General features: G+C 51.0%; 18 protein-coding genes. 13 read left to right on the top strand and 5 right to left on the bottom strand.

All coding sequences use genetic code 11. From position 1 onward, the window contains the following. Positions 1–37: 37 nt before the first annotated feature. Both ACTHUG_RS09620 and ACTHUG_RS09615 read right to left on the bottom strand, forming a co-directional pair. Positions 38–1,195: an ATP phosphoribosyltransferase regulatory subunit gene (locus tag ACTHUG_RS09620; RefSeq protein ID WP_440385810.1), complete on the bottom strand. Its 1,158-nt coding sequence runs from the start codon at positions 1,193–1,195 to the stop codon at positions 38–40. Between the two features lie 321 nt (positions 1,196–1,516). After that, positions 1,517–2,320 carry an outer membrane protein assembly factor BamD gene (locus tag ACTHUG_RS09615; RefSeq protein ID WP_049328486.1) on the bottom strand — a complete coding sequence of 268 codons (804 nt, stop codon included), beginning with the start codon at positions 2,318–2,320 and terminating at the stop codon, positions 1,517–1,519. Here ACTHUG_RS09615 and rluD point away from each other — a divergent pair. From rluD to ACTHUG_RS09585, 6 genes are all read left to right on the top strand, one after another. Continuing rightward, positions 2,319–3,443, top strand: a complete 1,125-nt coding sequence (rluD, locus tag ACTHUG_RS09610; protein WP_070822062.1) for a 23S rRNA pseudouridine(1911/1915/1917) synthase RluD — start codon at positions 2,319–2,321, stop codon at positions 3,441–3,443. The genes ACTHUG_RS09615 and rluD overlap by 2 nt on opposite strands. An 82-nt stretch (positions 3,444–3,525) precedes the next feature. After that, positions 3,526–4,296 (top strand): peptidoglycan editing factor PgeF, encoded by a 771-nt coding sequence (pgeF, locus tag ACTHUG_RS09605; protein WP_440385809.1) that lies wholly within the window; start codon positions 3,526–3,528, stop codon positions 4,294–4,296. A gap of 120 nt (positions 4,297–4,416) precedes the next feature. Beyond that, on the top strand, positions 4,417–4,896 hold the full coding sequence (locus ACTHUG_RS09600) for an LPS-assembly lipoprotein LptE (protein ID WP_003680809.1): 480 nt from the start codon (positions 4,417–4,419) through the stop codon (positions 4,894–4,896). Then, positions 4,896–5,897 (top strand): DNA polymerase III subunit delta, encoded by a 1,002-nt coding sequence (gene holA / locus ACTHUG_RS09595; RefSeq protein ID WP_440385808.1) that lies wholly within the window; start codon positions 4,896–4,898, stop codon positions 5,895–5,897. Before ACTHUG_RS09600 ends, holA begins: the two co-directional genes overlap by 1 nt. Positions 5,898–6,044: 147 nt before the next feature. Continuing rightward, on the top strand, positions 6,045–6,464 hold the full coding sequence (locus ACTHUG_RS09590; RefSeq protein ID WP_003746427.1) for a hypothetical protein: 420 nt from the start codon (positions 6,045–6,047) through the stop codon (positions 6,462–6,464). Between the two features lie 91 nt (positions 6,465–6,555). Beyond that, the gene (locus tag ACTHUG_RS09585; RefSeq protein ID WP_440385807.1) at positions 6,556–7,080 is read left to right on the top strand and encodes an RDD family protein; all 525 of its coding nucleotides are present in this window, start codon (positions 6,556–6,558) and stop codon (positions 7,078–7,080) included. Positions 7,081–7,174: 94 nt separating this feature from the next. Here the strand turns inward: ACTHUG_RS09585 and ACTHUG_RS09580 are convergent, their stop codons facing one another. The 3 genes from ACTHUG_RS09580 to ACTHUG_RS09570 all read right to left on the bottom strand — a co-directional run bounded on the left by ACTHUG_RS09580 (position 7,175) and on the right by ACTHUG_RS09570 (position 9,686). Continuing rightward, positions 7,175–8,410: a beta-ketoacyl-ACP synthase gene (locus ACTHUG_RS09580; RefSeq protein WP_440385806.1), complete on the bottom strand. Its 1,236-nt coding sequence runs from the start codon at positions 8,408–8,410 to the stop codon at positions 7,175–7,177. Further along, the gene (fabG, locus tag ACTHUG_RS09575) at positions 8,404–9,132 is read right to left on the bottom strand and encodes a 3-oxoacyl-ACP reductase FabG (RefSeq protein ID WP_003746422.1); all 729 of its coding nucleotides are present in this window, start codon (positions 9,130–9,132) and stop codon (positions 8,404–8,406) included. Before fabG ends, ACTHUG_RS09580 begins: the two co-directional genes overlap by 7 nt. Positions 9,133–9,197: 65 nt before the next feature. Then, a complete protein-coding gene (locus tag ACTHUG_RS09570; RefSeq protein ID WP_204787863.1) occupies positions 9,198–9,686 on the bottom strand; it encodes an ApeP family dehydratase in 489 nt (162 codons plus the stop codon). 110 nt (positions 9,687–9,796) lie between these two features. On the opposite strand from ACTHUG_RS09570, the gene ACTHUG_RS09565 reads away from it, so the two are divergent. The 7 genes from ACTHUG_RS09565 to ACTHUG_RS09535 all read left to right on the top strand — a co-directional run bounded on the left by ACTHUG_RS09565 (position 9,797) and on the right by ACTHUG_RS09535 (position 13,847). Continuing rightward, a complete protein-coding gene (locus ACTHUG_RS09565) occupies positions 9,797–10,558 on the top strand; it encodes a beta-ketoacyl synthase chain length factor (protein ID WP_315611849.1) in 762 nt (253 codons plus the stop codon). Beyond that, a complete protein-coding gene (locus tag ACTHUG_RS09560; RefSeq protein ID WP_003746415.1) occupies positions 10,555–11,313 on the top strand; it encodes a lysophospholipid acyltransferase family protein in 759 nt (252 codons plus the stop codon). The genes ACTHUG_RS09565 and ACTHUG_RS09560 overlap by 4 nt, the downstream gene beginning before the upstream one ends. Next, entirely contained in the window at positions 11,310–11,570 is a 261-nt protein-coding gene (locus ACTHUG_RS09555) for a phosphopantetheine-binding protein (protein WP_003680822.1), read from the top strand. Before ACTHUG_RS09560 ends, ACTHUG_RS09555 begins: the two co-directional genes overlap by 4 nt. Positions 11,571–11,582: 12 nt before the next feature. Next, positions 11,583–11,831, top strand: coding sequence for an acyl carrier protein (locus ACTHUG_RS09550; protein WP_003680823.1), 249 nt, complete (start codon positions 11,583–11,585; stop codon positions 11,829–11,831). A 118-nt stretch (positions 11,832–11,949) separates the two neighbouring features. Next, complete coding sequence (locus tag ACTHUG_RS09545) at positions 11,950–12,390, top strand: hypothetical protein (RefSeq protein ID WP_440385805.1); 441 nt, start codon at positions 11,950–11,952, stop codon at positions 12,388–12,390. Positions 12,391–12,512: 122 nt separating this feature from the next. Further along, positions 12,513–13,052 carry a hypothetical protein gene (locus tag ACTHUG_RS09540; protein ID WP_440385804.1) on the top strand — a complete coding sequence of 180 codons (540 nt, stop codon included), beginning with the start codon at positions 12,513–12,515 and terminating at the stop codon, positions 13,050–13,052. A 39-nt stretch (positions 13,053–13,091) separates the two neighbouring features. After that, positions 13,092–13,847, top strand: a complete 756-nt coding sequence (locus tag ACTHUG_RS09535) for a hypothetical protein (protein WP_440385803.1) — start codon at positions 13,092–13,094, stop codon at positions 13,845–13,847. Positions 13,848–13,856 lie beyond the last annotated feature (9 nt).

The raw sequence follows: 13,856 nt of genomic DNA, 5'->3' as shown, positions 1-13,856 counted from the left end.
CTAACCTTATTTCAGATACAAAATTTCAAAATAAAACTCAATCGTTCAAATCGATTACTTTCCAAACGCCGTCCACTTGTTTCAGACGGCCTGTAACCTCTTCCGAACCGTTGTAGCCGATACCGTAATCGATAACGACACATTGTCCTTGTTCGCGCAAAGCATCTACCGCTTCTTGAACCGCAGGCATGTCTTTGATATCGACCGCCACCACGGACTCCCGTCCGATAGCGGGAAGGCGGCCGATAAAGCTGCGCAAATCAAAACTGAATCCGGCAGCAGGGCGCGCGCGTCCGAAGTATCCGCCCAATCCGTCATAACGGCCGCCGCGTGCCACGGCATCATAAAGATTTGAACCATAGGCCGCGTAAAGCAAGCCGGTATGGTAATTGTCAACGCGCAATTCCGACAAATCGATATGCACTTTTTGATTTGGGAACGCATCGCATACAGCCTGCAATTCATCCAGCGCCGCACTGACTGCGGATAATTCCGGTAATTTCTCACGGGCCAAAGTCAGCACTTCGCGACCGCCGTACAGTCGGGGCAACAGTGAAAACGCTTTTGCCCACATGCCGTCGAGTTTCCATTCTTTGACCAACTGGCTGACAGCTTCGGCATCTTTGTCCTGCATCAATGACAACAGGGTTGCCGATTGCTGCTCATCCAAATGCGCAGCATTCGCCAATGCGCGGAATACGCCGATATGACCCAATGAAAGCAAAACTTCGCCCATGTCGGCAATTTTCATGCTTTTCAGCATCAAATCAATCAATTCGATGTCTGCTTCAATGCCTTCCAAGCCGTACATTTCCGCACCGGCCTGCAAAGGCTCGCGCATATTGAGCAATCCGTCAGGCCGCGCATGAAGCACCGAACCGGCATAGCACAAACGGTTGATGCCTTGATTGGCGGAAAGCAAGTGGGCATCAATGCGCGCCACCTGCGGCGTAATATCCGCGCGGATACCGAGCTGGCGGCCGCTGAGCTGATCGACGACCAAAATGGTTTTCAAAGACAAACCGGCATCGATATGCGTCAATAAGGAATGGCTGTATTCCATCAACGGCGGCTGTACCAATTCGTAACCATGCACGCGGAACAAAGCCAACAGCCGCTCACGGGCGCTTTCCAATTGTCGCGCATTGGTCGGCAATACGTCGGCGACGTGTTCAGGAAGCTGCCAAGACTTCATGAGAATCTACCTCTGTTTTTTTGTAAACATAAAGGGCTGCTTAAATTTAAAACCAAATCAGCCTGACGACTGAAATTTTCCTGAATGCATCAACGGCAAATCCGATGCGGCTTCAACAAAACTGATTTTAAATTTAAACAGCCCCTGAGTAACGGCTTCAAACCGTCGAGTTATTAAAATCAGACTTTACCATATTAAAACGAATTTTGCACCCTGTTTACAGAGAACGTAAAAAACATTAAAAACAAAGGCCGTCTGAAAACCAAATGCATAGCTGCATCATTTTCAGACGGCCTTATTCATGCCTGAACAACTCGACGCTTAGCGCCAGTAACGCCACCAAGGCATATCGTCAGATCGCCATTCGTGTTGCAAGAACGGGCTTTGTGGGAAGTTGGTTTCCAAAACGCGGCGTGTATCGGCAGCAAGTTGCGGCTTATCCAGTTTTTTGTACGCCAATTCCATCATCGCCAAAGCTTCTTCGACGTAACGGGTATTTTGGTAGCGGCTGACGATTTTTTGCGCACGGTTGACCGCTGCAACATAAGCACCGCGTTTCATGTAATAACGCGCCACAGACATCTCGTTACCGCCCAAAGCGTCCACCAGCTTGGCCATACGCTCGGTTGCATCGGCAGCGTATTTGCTGTTTGGATAACGTTGCACCAGCTCGGCAAACGCCTGGTAAGCATCGCGGTTGGCTTTCGGGTCGCGGTCGGACCAGTCTTGGGAAGCCAGCTTGTTCAAGAAAGACTGGTCTTCGTTAAACAGGACCAAACCTTTCAAGTACAGCGCGTAGTCCATATTCGGATGTTGCGGATGATGGCGTTGGAAGCGCGCAATGGCAGCCAAGGCTTTTTCCGGCTCATCGTCTTTATAATAGGCATACGCCGTATCCAACTGGGACTGCTGGGCATAGCGGCCGTTTGGAAAACGGGATTCTAAAATTTCGTATAACTTGACAGCTCGCGTATAATTGTTGCTGTTCAACTCGTCTTGCGCTTCGGCATAAAGCTTTTCCACACTCCAATCTTGAGTAATTTGGGCGTCTTTATCGATTGTGCCTTTATTTGCGCAGGCACTCAGTGCCAAACCTAAAGAAACTACTAAAAGAATTTTTTTCATGCAGAATACTTCCTTTGATAACGAAGCCGATTATAGCGATGATTTAGACTTTCCGTCATCCCCCGAAACAGAAAGTTGTGTTAATTTGACCGTTCCGCTCGAAATGGCGGGCGGAAGGCTGGATGCCGTATTGGCCAAACTCATGCCCGACTACTCGCGCAGCCGCCTGAGTTCGTGGATTAAAGAGGGTGCAGTCATTGTAAACGATAAGCCCGCTCAACCCAAAGACAAAATGATAGGCGGTGAATTGATTGCCGTTACGGTACGTCCGAGCGAAGAAAACCTCGCGTTCACGCCCGAACCGATGGATTTGGATATCATTTATGAAGACGATACCGTCATCGTCATCAACAAACCGGCCGGATTGGTCGTCCATCCTGCTGCAGGCAACTGGAGCGGCACCCTGCTCAACGGCCTGCTGGCGCACTGTCCTGAATTAAGCCAAGTGCCGCGTGCGGGCATCGTACACCGTTTGGACAAAGAAACCAGCGGCCTGATGGTGGTCGCCAAGACCCTGCCGGCGCAAAACTCACTGGTTCAACAGCTTCAAGAGCGCACAGTCAAACGCATTTACCGCGCAATCGCCAACGGCATCGTTCCTTTTGACGGCAAAATCGAAACCCAAATCGGCCGCGATCCGCACAACCGCCTGAAAATGGCAGTCGTCAAATTCGGCGGCAAACCTGCCATCACCCACGTCAAAGTGTTGGAACGTTATCTGGCACACAGCTACATCGAATGCTCGCTAGAAACCGGCCGCACGCACCAAATCCGCGTCCATATGCGCGAAGCCAACCATCCGCTGGCCGCCGACCCTGTTTACGGCAACCTGCGCCACCCGTGCAGCGACGCGGTTAAAGAAGCCGTCAAAGCCCTCGGCGCGCGCCAAGCCCTGCATGCCTACCGCTTGAGCTTTGTCCATCCGAAAACCGGCGAAACCGTTTCTTTTGAAGCACCTATACCTGACGATATGTACCACCTGCTTTCCGTCCTGCGTTTGGAAGCCGGTTTGGATTCGTCTTTAAGTAATGAGGAAGAATGGCAGGAGAAATTCGGCACGGACGATGACGACGATTGGAATGAAGACGACTACGATGTCGAAGTCGTTTATGTAAGGGATTAAACCCATTTTTCAGACGGCCTAAAATATTATTTGAGGCCGTCTGAAATCAATCCGTTCCAATATTTCAGCGATTAAAGATTTTATGAAAACCATCACAGAAACCCTAAACCTCGCCCCGCAAGGCAAGAATTTTTTGACTGCCGACTGGCCTGCCCCTGCCAATGTTAAAACGCTTATTACCACGCGCAACGGCGGTGTCAGCGAAGGTGTATATCGCAGCCTGAATGTCGGTTCGCACGTCGGCGACAATCTGCAAGCCGTGCTCCGCAACCGTGAAATCGTGCAGGAACAAGTCGGTCTGCCTGTTGCCTACCTTAATCAAATCCACAGCACCATTGTTGTAAATGCCGCTGAAGCATTAGGCAATACGCCTGATGCCGATGCCTCGGTGGATACGACGGGGACGGTCGCCTGCGCTTCAATGACTGCCGATTGCCTGCCTGTCTTGTTTTGCGACAAAGCAGGGACGGTGGTTGCTGCAGCCCATGCGGGTTGGCGCGGTTTGGCCGGCGGCGTTTTGCAAAACACCATTGCGGCAATGAAGGTCGAGCCGTTGGAAATCATGGCCTATCTCGCCCCTGCCATCGGCCCTGATGCGTTTGAGGTAGGGCAAGATGTATTTGATGCGTTTTGCACACCCATGCCGGAAGCTGCCGATGCGTTTGAAGACATCGGCGGCGGCAAATACCTTGCAGACATTTACGCTTTGGCGCGCATAGTTCTGCACCGCGAAGGCGTGAACATGATTTATGGCGGCACCCATTGCACCGTTTTGGAACGCGATACTTTCTTCTCCTACCGCCGCGACGGACAAACCGGCCGCATGGTCAGCCTGATCTGGTTGGAAAAATAAGATTTATGCCATCAAAGACAAGGCCGTCTGAAATACTTTCCGTTTACGGTTTCAGACGGCCTAAACATTATTCGTTATAATCCGACGATACCGTAACCGGTTTCAACGAAGGAATATCCAATGAAAAAAATCCTATTGCCTGCACTCGCCCTATTGCTTGCCTCTTGCGGTTTCCACCTGAAAGGCACTGGCGTGACTTCTCAGCCGCTTCCTTATCAGAACTGGCATGTAGAAGGCGGAGCCGTCATGCAAAAAGCGCTGGAAAATGCCTTACGCCGTGCCGACGGCCATCCGGTTAGCGAAGCCGAATCACAAATCACCCTGCGCGTTGTCGACTTCCAAAAACGCCGCGACATCTACACCATCACCCGCGCCGCCGCAATCAACGAATACCTGCTGGCCATGACCGTCAAAGCCCAAGCCTTCCGCAACGGCGAGCCGGTCGGCGAACCGATGGAAGTCAAGGTGCACCGCACCATGGACTACGCCGACAGCGAAGTCTTGGGCAAACAGGAAGAGGAAGAAACCATTTGGTCTGAAATGCGCATCGACGCCGCAGATCAAATCGTCCGCCGCCTGACTTTCCTGAAAGCGCAATAATGGCTGCCGCGCCTATTGAGAGCCTGCGCCCCGATACGCCGCTTAAGCCGTTGTACATCATCCACGGCGAAGAGGATTTGTTGCGCATCGAGGCTTTGGATACGCTGCGCGCAGCCGCAAAAAAACAAGGTTATCTCAACCGCGAAGTCTATACCGCTGAAAACAATTTTGACTGGAACGAGCTGTTGCAAAGTGCCGGCAGCGCAGGTTTGTTTGCCGATTTGAAATTACTGGAAATCCACATTCCCAACGGCAAACCTGGCAAAAACGGAGGCGATGCCCTGCAAGCCTTCGCCGAACGCCTGCCCGAAGATACGGTTACGCTCATCCTCCTGCCCAAGCTTGAAAAAACACAAATCCAGTCCAAATGGTTTTCCGCATTGGCTGGCAAAGGCATCGTCTTAGAAGCCAAAGCCGTTGTGCCACATGCTTTGCCGCAATGGATACAGGGCCGTCTGAAACAGCAGGGTTTGGACATCGAACCTGAAGCACTCGCCCTGTTTGCCGAGCGCGTCGAAGGCAATCTTTTGGCTGCCCGTCAGGAAATCGAAAAACTCGCACTGCTCCATCCCAAAGGCCATTTGATCAATATTGCCGACGCAGAAGCCGCAGTTGCCACCGTCGCCCGCTTCGACGTATTCCAACTGGCCGGCGCATGGATGAAAGGCGATGCCCTGCGCGTTTCCCGCTTACTGGACGGTTTGGAAGAAGAAGGCGAAGAGCCGGTTTTGCTGTTGTGGGCGGTTGCCGAAGACATCCGCACCCTAATCCGCCTCACTGCCGCACTCAAGCAAGGCCAAAACATCCAAAGCCTGCGCAACAGCCTGCGCTTATGGGGCGACAAGCAGACCCTTGCACCGATGGCGGCCAAACGCATTGCCATCAACCGCCTGCTCGACGCGCTCAAAACCTGCGCCAAAATCGACCGCATCATCAAAGGCGCGGAAGAAGGCGATGCATGGACCGAGTTCAAACAACTCGTTACTTCGCTGGCCGCTTGAAAACCGTTGCCACGCGTCAAGAAACTTGCACGCAATACGCCCCAAAAACAGAAAATACTGTAAAATAGCGTAAACTTAAATTCAGGCCGTTTGAACCTCGCATTTCAGACGGCCTCTTCCAGCAAAAAACAAGGAAACACCAACCGTATGGATAATAAAACCAAACTTCGCATCGGCGGTCTGGCCCTGCTGACCACTGCCGTATTAAGCCTCATCATCGTTCTGATCGTCGATTCATGGCCGCTGGCCATCCTGTTGGCCGTCATCATCGTGGCCGCTGCCGCAGGCGGTTTCGTTTGGACTTCGCGCCGTCAGCAACGCCAATTCCTCGAGCGCCTGAAAAAATTCGACATCGATCCGGAAAAAGGCCGTATCAACGAAGCCAACCTGCGCCGCATGTACCACAGCGGCGGCCAACATCAAAAAGACGCGATTACCTTGGTTTGCCTGTCGCAAAAATGTTCCGTTGACGAAGCGCACGCCATCTTTAAAAAACGTCCGACCCGTCAGGAAATGAACCAAATGGCCGCCCAACAGGCACGCGGTCAAAAACGTCCACATCGTTAATCCCGACAGTAACAGGCCGTCTGAACATTCCACCCCGTTTCAGACGGCCTGTTTTTATTGCCATCAAACCCATTTCCGTTTCCATCGCATTATGACCCGTCTTCTCACCGCCCCTCTCAAACGCCGCCTCGCTGCACTGGTTTACGAACTTCTGCTGACCGGCGCCGTGACCAGCATTGCCGCCCTTGCAGCCGGTATTGCCGCCATCTTTCTCAATCCCGTTTCCACGCGCCTGTCCATGCTGGCAACCTGCCTGATTCTGTTCTACGCATGGTGGCTCTACTTCCGCGCCAACTGGCACAAAAAAGGCCAAACCCTCGCCATGCAGACATGGAAAATCGGTTTGACCGATAAAAACGATACCCAGCCATCCCTGCCGCAACTGCGCCTGCGCTTTATTTGGGCCAGCATTTTTATTGTTTTCATTCCCCTTCTCGCCTACGCCGGATTGCGTCATCTGCTCAATATCCCGCCCAAAGGCGCATTCGGCGCCGCGCTCATCTGGCTCATCCTGCCATGGGGCTTCGCCCTGTTCCATCCCGACCGCCAGTTCCTCTACGACTTCTTGGCCGGAACAAGGCTGGTGGATTTAAATCAGAAGAAAACAAACGAATAAAATCCAAAAGCGGCTCAATCCGTAAATAAAATAAAGGCCGTCTGAAACTCCAGATAAGTTTCAGACGGCCTTTAATCATGAAATCAAGCGATGATTATTCTTGCCAACGTTTGAACACCAGCGAAGTATTGACGCCGCCAAAAGCAAAGTTATTGCTGACCACATAATCGGTTTGAATTTCACGTCCGCCTGTTTGAATGTAATCTACCTTACCACAACGCGGATCGATGTTTTCCAAATTGACAGTCGGCGCAAACCAACCGTTGTTCATCATTTCGATGGTGAACCAGGCTTCCAACGCGCCACACGCGCCGAGTGTATGGCCGAGGTAGCTTTTTTGCGAACTCATGGGGATGAATCCGAACACGGCCTCGGTCGCCAATGTTTCGGCAATATCGCCCTTTTCGGTCGCCGTACCGTGGCCGCTGACGTAGCCGACTTTATCAGGCGTAATACCGGCGTCTTTCAGCGCAAGCTCCATACATTTTTGCATGGTTTCTTTTTGCGGTTGGGTAACGTGGCTGCCGTCGCTGTTGGCACCATAGCCGACAAGCTCGGCATAGATTTTCGCACCACGCGCACGGGCGTGTTCCAATTCTTCCAATACAAAAATGCCTGCGCCTTCGCCGATGACCAAGCCGTCGCGTTCGTTGTCGTAAGGACGCGGGGTCAGTTCGGGTTCGCCGTTGCGGCGGCTGGCGGCATAAAGTGAATCGAAAACATAAACTTCAGACGGACAAAATTCTTCGCCGCCTCCCGCCAGCATCATATCAATCAGGCCGTATTTAATCGCTTCGTAGGCATAACCAATGCCTTGGCTGCCGGACGAACACGCGCTCGATGTCGGGATAATGCGGCCTTTCAAACCGAAGAAAATGCCGATATTGGCGGCAGTCGTATGCGGCATCATGCGCACATAAGTATTGGCGTTGAAATTGCGCGATGTGCCTGTTATCAAAAGTTCACCCATATCGCCGATGTCTTTGGTGCTGCCGACAGACGAACCGCATGCCACGCCCATACGACCGTCTGTAATGCTTTCATCGTCCAGCAAACCCGCATCCGTCAAGGCTTGCTCCGCCGCATCGACACACAAATGCGATACGCGACCCATACTTCTGAGCTGCTTGCGCGTCCAGTGCTCTGGAGGGGAATAGCCTTCAATCGGCGCACCCAGTTGCGCTTCCAATTCAGGAAAGCGTCCGCTCCAGTCCATGTATTTGACGGCATTTTTTTCGGCTTTAAACGCCGCCTGTATACTTTGCCAATCACGGCCGAAGGCGGTAATACCGCCAATACCTGTTACAACGACTCTTCTGGTATTCAACACAAACCTCCGTTCACAGCAATCACTTGGCGCGTAATGTACGCCGCTTTTTCATCCATCAAAAAGCGCACCGCATGCGCCACTTCTTCCGGCAATCCCATGCGCGCGGCAGGGACGGCCTTTAAGATTTCTTCGACAGGTACGTTCTCATCGATAATATCGGTATCGATAAGGCCCGGCGCCACACAGTTGACGGTGATTTTGCGCTTCGCCAGTTCGACCGCCAAGGCTTTTGCCGCGCCGATCAAGCCCGCTTTGGACGCGCTGTAATTGACCTGACCGCGGTTGCCCGTCAAACCGGACACCGACGCCATGCACACAATCCGTCCTGCTTTACGGCGGCGGATCATCGGCATGGTCAAAGGGTGCAACACATTATAAAAACCGTCCAAATTGGTTCGCAGCACCAAATCCCAATCATCATCTGTAAACGCAGGAAACGCATTGTCGCGCGTCAGTCCGGCGTTCAACACCACGCCGTAATATGTGCCGTTTGCTTCGATGTCAGCAGTCAGAATTTCACGGCAGGCTTCGCGGTCGGACACGTCAAACTGCAACACGCGTGCATTTCTACCCAATGCACGGATTTCTTCCGCGACAGCTTCCGCTTCATCGCGGCGGCTGCGGCAGTGGACGACAATATCAAAGCCGTCCTGTGCCAAACCAAGCGCGACAGCTTTGCCGATACCGCGATTAGACCCTGTAATTAAAATAGTTTCACTCATACGTTTTCTCACTATATCGACAGGCCGTCTGAATCTTTGTCTTTTCAGACGGCCTTGTAAACAGTTTAAATGATTTGGCCGTCTTTCGGACTGTACACATTTAAAGAGGCTTTTGCCAGCAAACCGTCCGGCGGCAACAGAGGCTTCACATCTTCCGGCGCATCCGTCCAGCGCAACTCGCAATCAAATACGCCCATGCCGCCCAAATCCTGAATGGACACATGCGCCCTGACTTCCAACTCAGTACCGACAGGCACGGAATCGGCAAACAAATCCAGCTTACGCGTTCCCAATAAAAAACCCAAACGGACAGGCTCTCCGGCCTTTAAAGCCTCAATGCCTGCAAACGCGCCTATGCCCTGCGCCATCAATTCCATATAAGCCATAGACGGCAACACGCCGTCCTGCAGCAAAATATGCTTGTCGCCAACCGGCGCACGGCAAACCGTGTAGTCATCGCCAAATTCTTTCACACAATCGATAAGCACCATATGTCCGCTGTGAGGAAGCAGCGAAGCCACATCATAAATCGGGGCACTCGGTATTGAAGGCATAAAATGTCATCCGGGAATAAATTACGTTACAATATGCATTATAACAGAGCCTAGCTTTTACTAACCCATTTCATTACAATGTATGAAAATGTAAAACATTGAAAGACATCATGCCTCAAAACGTTTGCCGTTTCAGCTTCAATATCGCCGCATGGCAGGCCTCCTCCAGCAAAATCAGTACGCCGGAGCAATGGCAGGACTGGGCGCAGGGAAAACTCGATACCGCCTCACTGCCGGAGTGCAAACCCGCGCTCTCCTTTTTACCGCCAATGCAACGCCGCCGCCTGGGAAAAGCGGCACGCTTGGTTTGCGATGCCGCATGGAATCTGGCCGACCAATATCCTGAAAGCGTCCCGGTGTACGTTTCGCACGACGGCGAAAGCAACCGCAGCTTTGAATTGTGGCAAGAGCTTTTGAACACGCATACCGTGTCGCCGACCTCATTCGGCCTGTCCGTCCACAACGCAACGATTGGGCAATGGTCGATGTTGCGTAAAGACATGAGTGAGCATACTGCCTTGGCCGTTGCCGCCGATTCCTTTGAAACCGCGCTGACCGAGGCATTTGCGCTTTTGCAAGACGGCGCGCCATCCGTTTTAGTGATTGTCGCCGATGATCCGTTGTCCGAAGACTATCCCGTCTTGGCTACACGTGCGCCGTTTGCCTATGCATTGGCACTGGTAATCACAAAGGGCGAAGACTATACCTTAAGCTTGGAAACCGCATCCGCAAGGCCGTCTGAAAACCTTAACGATACAACAGTCGAGCCCTATTGGAGCAGCTTGGAGTGGGTACGCTTCCTGCTTTCAGACGGCCGACAACACACGCAACACTATATCGGTAGAAACTGGCACTGGCAGAAAAACGCATGAAGACTTTAGACTATTTCCGTCGCTTTTTTGCCACACTCTTCGGCTTCATCCTCTTCGGCGTTGCAGGCGTATTGTTCAAAATCGCACTCTTGCCCTATACGCTCAAGTCCACTAAAGGCGACATCAAACGCCAACTTGAAGCAAGACGCATGATAGGCAAAGTTTGGCGTTTCTTTGTCGGCTACCTGCAATGGTCAGGCGTATTGAGCGTCCGCTTCAACGGCTTGGAAAAACTCGGCAGACCCGGTCAGCTCATCCTTGCCAACCATCCTTCGCTTTTGGATGTTGTTTTACTGATCAGCCACTTCCCCGACCCGAACGTGTTGGTCAAAAAAGACCTGTTGCACAACCCCAGCATGAAAAGCCAAATTATCGCTTCAGGCTACATCCCCAACGACGAAAGCATGGAAATGTTGGAAGAAATAGACGCCGTGTTCAAAAGCGGGCAAAGTATGCTGATTTTCCCCGAAGGCACGCGCACAGGTTGGGACGGACAGGTTAAAATGCACCGCGGCGCCGTATCGCTCGGTTTGCGCAGCGCATCAGTCATCACACCCGTGTGCATCAAGATGACGCCGCCCAATTTCAAAAAGGGGCAACCGTGGTACAAAATCCCACCGCAAAAAATTCATTATGAAATTACCGTCGGCGACGACATCCTGCCGGAAGAATGGCTGGCAGAAAAACCCCTGCCCATCGCCGCAAGGCGTTTAAACGAATACCTGCAAGACTATTTTACAAGGAAAACCACATGAGCAATTTAGAAAACCAAATCAAACAATTAATCATCGACAGCTTAGGTCTGGAAGACATTACCGTTGCCGACATCGGCAGCGAAGATCCGCTTTTCGGCGACGACGGCCTGGGTCTGGATTCGGTTGATGCATTGGAACTTGGTTTGGCCGTACAAAAAACCTTCGGCTTCCAGCTCGACGGTGAAAACGACAACCTGCGCGAAAACTTCGCCAACGTCAAAACACTGGCCGAGTTCGTCAAGAGCCGCCAAGCATAAGGGAGAGAGAAGATGACCGAACAAGAAGTACGCACCCTGCTGACCGATGCACTGGTTAACCTGTTTGAAATCGAACCGGAACGCATCAAACCCGAAACCAACCTCTACGAAGATTTGGAAATCGACAGCATCGACGCCATCGACCTTATCGACCATATCAAACGCGAAACCGGCCGCAAACTGCAAGCCGAAGACTTCCGCAATGTGCGTACCGTAGAAGACGTGGTTCAAGCGGTTTTGAAAGTACAACAAGATTCCTGATTTTGCTTTGAATCAGCATATTTTCAGACGGCCTTGTCAATCCGCAAGGCCGTCTGAAAATCAATCACGACATCGTCAGCCACAGTTATCGCTTACTCATTAATATGCAGCTAACACCATGAAAAAACTCATTCCTCTTGTTCTCTTACTCCCTGCCTTATCTGCGCACGCTGAAATCTCTCTCATCAAAAAAATGACACATGCCGAGTGTATGCAAGTCATTCGTGATTCATTGGATATGTATAACGATATGGAATTTTGTGAAAAAAACACGAACGAGGAAACTCAACGTAACGGGATGCTGGCATGGGCTATGGCTGGATTTGCCAACAGCAAGTCAGAAATGTCCCCTATCTGCCCAACGGTCAAAAAAATGACCAAACAAGAGCAGGCTGAAATGTTTTCCCGCTATCCAAAATCTCATGAACCCAAAGAAGTGGCAAAATTCTGCACCTCGGAAAACCGTAAACGCATCGCCAAGCTTTATCCAACATATTCTAAACTGTTCAAAGAATATGACGACTTTAACAAAAGCAAAAATAAGGAAGAAAACGAATAACCCGATATCGCGGAAATTCTCAAAGATGATCCTCTGAAAACCTCTGCCACCCAAACGCCCTTACACCGACATTTTCAGACGACACCCCCTCAACGAAACTCGCCTGAAAAATAACAACAACCATGAAAATACTAGGAAAACTCCTACTGACCCTTGCCAGCCTCGCGTATCCACTCCTATGGTATTACGGCAGGGAAAACGGCGCATTTTTCTGGCTTGCTGCGGCCATGTGCGTCCTGTGGCTGATACGCGCCGCCATGCCGCAAACTGCAGCCCAACGCATTACGGCAATTATCCTTGCCGCCTTTTTTGCGGTGGTACTGGTTTTCAGACGGCCTGAATCGATGTATTGGTATCCCGTCGCCGTCAACGTGCTGATGCTTGCCGTTTTCGGCGGCAGCCTGTTTGCCAAACAAACGGTTATCGAACGCCTCGCCCGACTGCAACACCCCGACCTGCCGCCCGAAGGCGTGCGCCACACTCGGCGCGTTACGCAAATCTGGTGCTCGTTCTTTATCTTCAACGGCGCAACCGCCGCCATTTTGGCAGGCTTGCAATATTACGATTGGTGGGCAGCTTATACAGGCATTGTGTCGTATGTGTTAATGGGAATCTTATTTGCCGGAGAGTGGATTTATCGGAAATTGGTTTTGAAGGTTTAATCCATTAAAAATATTTCATCAATTAGACGAATAACCATAATGAAAAAAATCATCCTACTCACCCTGATTTCCTTCACATTTACCGCATGCTCTTCGACGTCTAAAACGCCTTTATCCCCTGAAGAAAAGGCGGAAGCCGAATACAAGAAAAATTATACGGAAGTTGCCAGCCACACCATCAAAACGCGCTCGGGAAACCTGACCGTCATTGACCGAATACACAATCGTTATTCTGACGATACTACAGCCAGCAGCATGAATTTGATGATTATTCGAAAATCCAATACGGTAAAAGCAAGGGCTGCACAAACAGCCGTATTTACAGCAACTTTTGCATTATTCATTCTTGCCGGTAGTAGCGGTCATATTGGATATGAAGGCCCTGACCTGCTGGGCAAACACAATTTAAGCGGGAAGCCCATTAAACCGAATTTTGCGAATCCCGTTTTTGAACAATTTTCCCCCAAAGTTCGCGATTGGGCGGCAAAATGGTCATTTAAAGGCAATAGTGCCAATAAAAAACTATTTGTCCAACCGGGCCGTTTCTATTTGGTTTATGAAAAATTCAATAGACGAGACCGATTCTTTCTGAATAATGAAGTCAGCCTTTTGGTAAACGGACAAAGCGGCAAAACCGATCGCTTACTCCATTGCTTCAAAAGAAGTGAAAGCCATTCATTGGAAGAGTGGCAGGCAAATGATTACGAATTGGTACGCCAAACGACAAACAAACAATACGATGAATGCTTGGCACAAATCAAAGAAGATGCCAAGGCAAATACATCGAAATTATAAAACCTTAGA

The sequence above is a fragment of the Neisseria sp. P0022.S009 genome, assembly GCF_051956675.1.
Lineage (GTDB): Bacteria > Pseudomonadota > Gammaproteobacteria > Burkholderiales > Neisseriaceae > Neisseria.
The sequence above is the reverse complement of the archived record's forward strand: the minus strand, read 5'-3'. Positions and strand labels throughout refer to the sequence as shown.

Bases quoted from the DNA above. Each gene is read 5' to 3' on its own strand.
- ACTHUG_RS09620 (WP_440385810.1), bottom strand. From the start codon at position 1,195: ATGAAGTCTTGGCAGCTTCCTGAACACGTCGCCGACGTATTGCCGACC.
- rluD (WP_070822062.1), top strand. From the start codon at position 2,319: ATGCAGAATACTTCCTTTGATAACGAAGCCGATTATAGCGATGATTTA.
- ACTHUG_RS09615 (WP_049328486.1), bottom strand. From the start codon at position 2,320: ATGAAAAAAATTCTTTTAGTAGTTTCTTTAGGTTTGGCACTGAGTGCC.
- pgeF (WP_440385809.1), top strand. From the start codon at position 3,526: ATGAAAACCATCACAGAAACCCTAAACCTCGCCCCGCAAGGCAAGAAT.
- ACTHUG_RS09600 (WP_003680809.1), top strand. From the start codon at position 4,417: ATGAAAAAAATCCTATTGCCTGCACTCGCCCTATTGCTTGCCTCTTGC.
- holA (WP_440385808.1), top strand. From the start codon at position 4,896: ATGGCTGCCGCGCCTATTGAGAGCCTGCGCCCCGATACGCCGCTTAAG.
- ACTHUG_RS09590 (WP_003746427.1), top strand. From the start codon at position 6,045: ATGGATAATAAAACCAAACTTCGCATCGGCGGTCTGGCCCTGCTGACC.
- ACTHUG_RS09585 (WP_440385807.1), top strand. From the start codon at position 6,556: ATGACCCGTCTTCTCACCGCCCCTCTCAAACGCCGCCTCGCTGCACTG.
- fabG (WP_003746422.1), bottom strand. From the start codon at position 9,132: ATGAGTGAAACTATTTTAATTACAGGGTCTAATCGCGGTATCGGCAAA.
- ACTHUG_RS09570 (WP_204787863.1), bottom strand. From the start codon at position 9,686: ATGCCTTCAATACCGAGTGCCCCGATTTATGATGTGGCTTCGCTGCTT.
- ACTHUG_RS09565 (WP_315611849.1), top strand. From the start codon at position 9,797: ATGCCTCAAAACGTTTGCCGTTTCAGCTTCAATATCGCCGCATGGCAG.
- ACTHUG_RS09560 (WP_003746415.1), top strand. From the start codon at position 10,555: ATGAAGACTTTAGACTATTTCCGTCGCTTTTTTGCCACACTCTTCGGC.
- ACTHUG_RS09555 (WP_003680822.1), top strand. From the start codon at position 11,310: ATGAGCAATTTAGAAAACCAAATCAAACAATTAATCATCGACAGCTTA.
- ACTHUG_RS09550 (WP_003680823.1), top strand. From the start codon at position 11,583: ATGACCGAACAAGAAGTACGCACCCTGCTGACCGATGCACTGGTTAAC.
- ACTHUG_RS09545 (WP_440385805.1), top strand. From the start codon at position 11,950: ATGAAAAAACTCATTCCTCTTGTTCTCTTACTCCCTGCCTTATCTGCG.
- ACTHUG_RS09540 (WP_440385804.1), top strand. From the start codon at position 12,513: ATGAAAATACTAGGAAAACTCCTACTGACCCTTGCCAGCCTCGCGTAT.
- ACTHUG_RS09535 (WP_440385803.1), top strand. From the start codon at position 13,092: ATGAAAAAAATCATCCTACTCACCCTGATTTCCTTCACATTTACCGCA.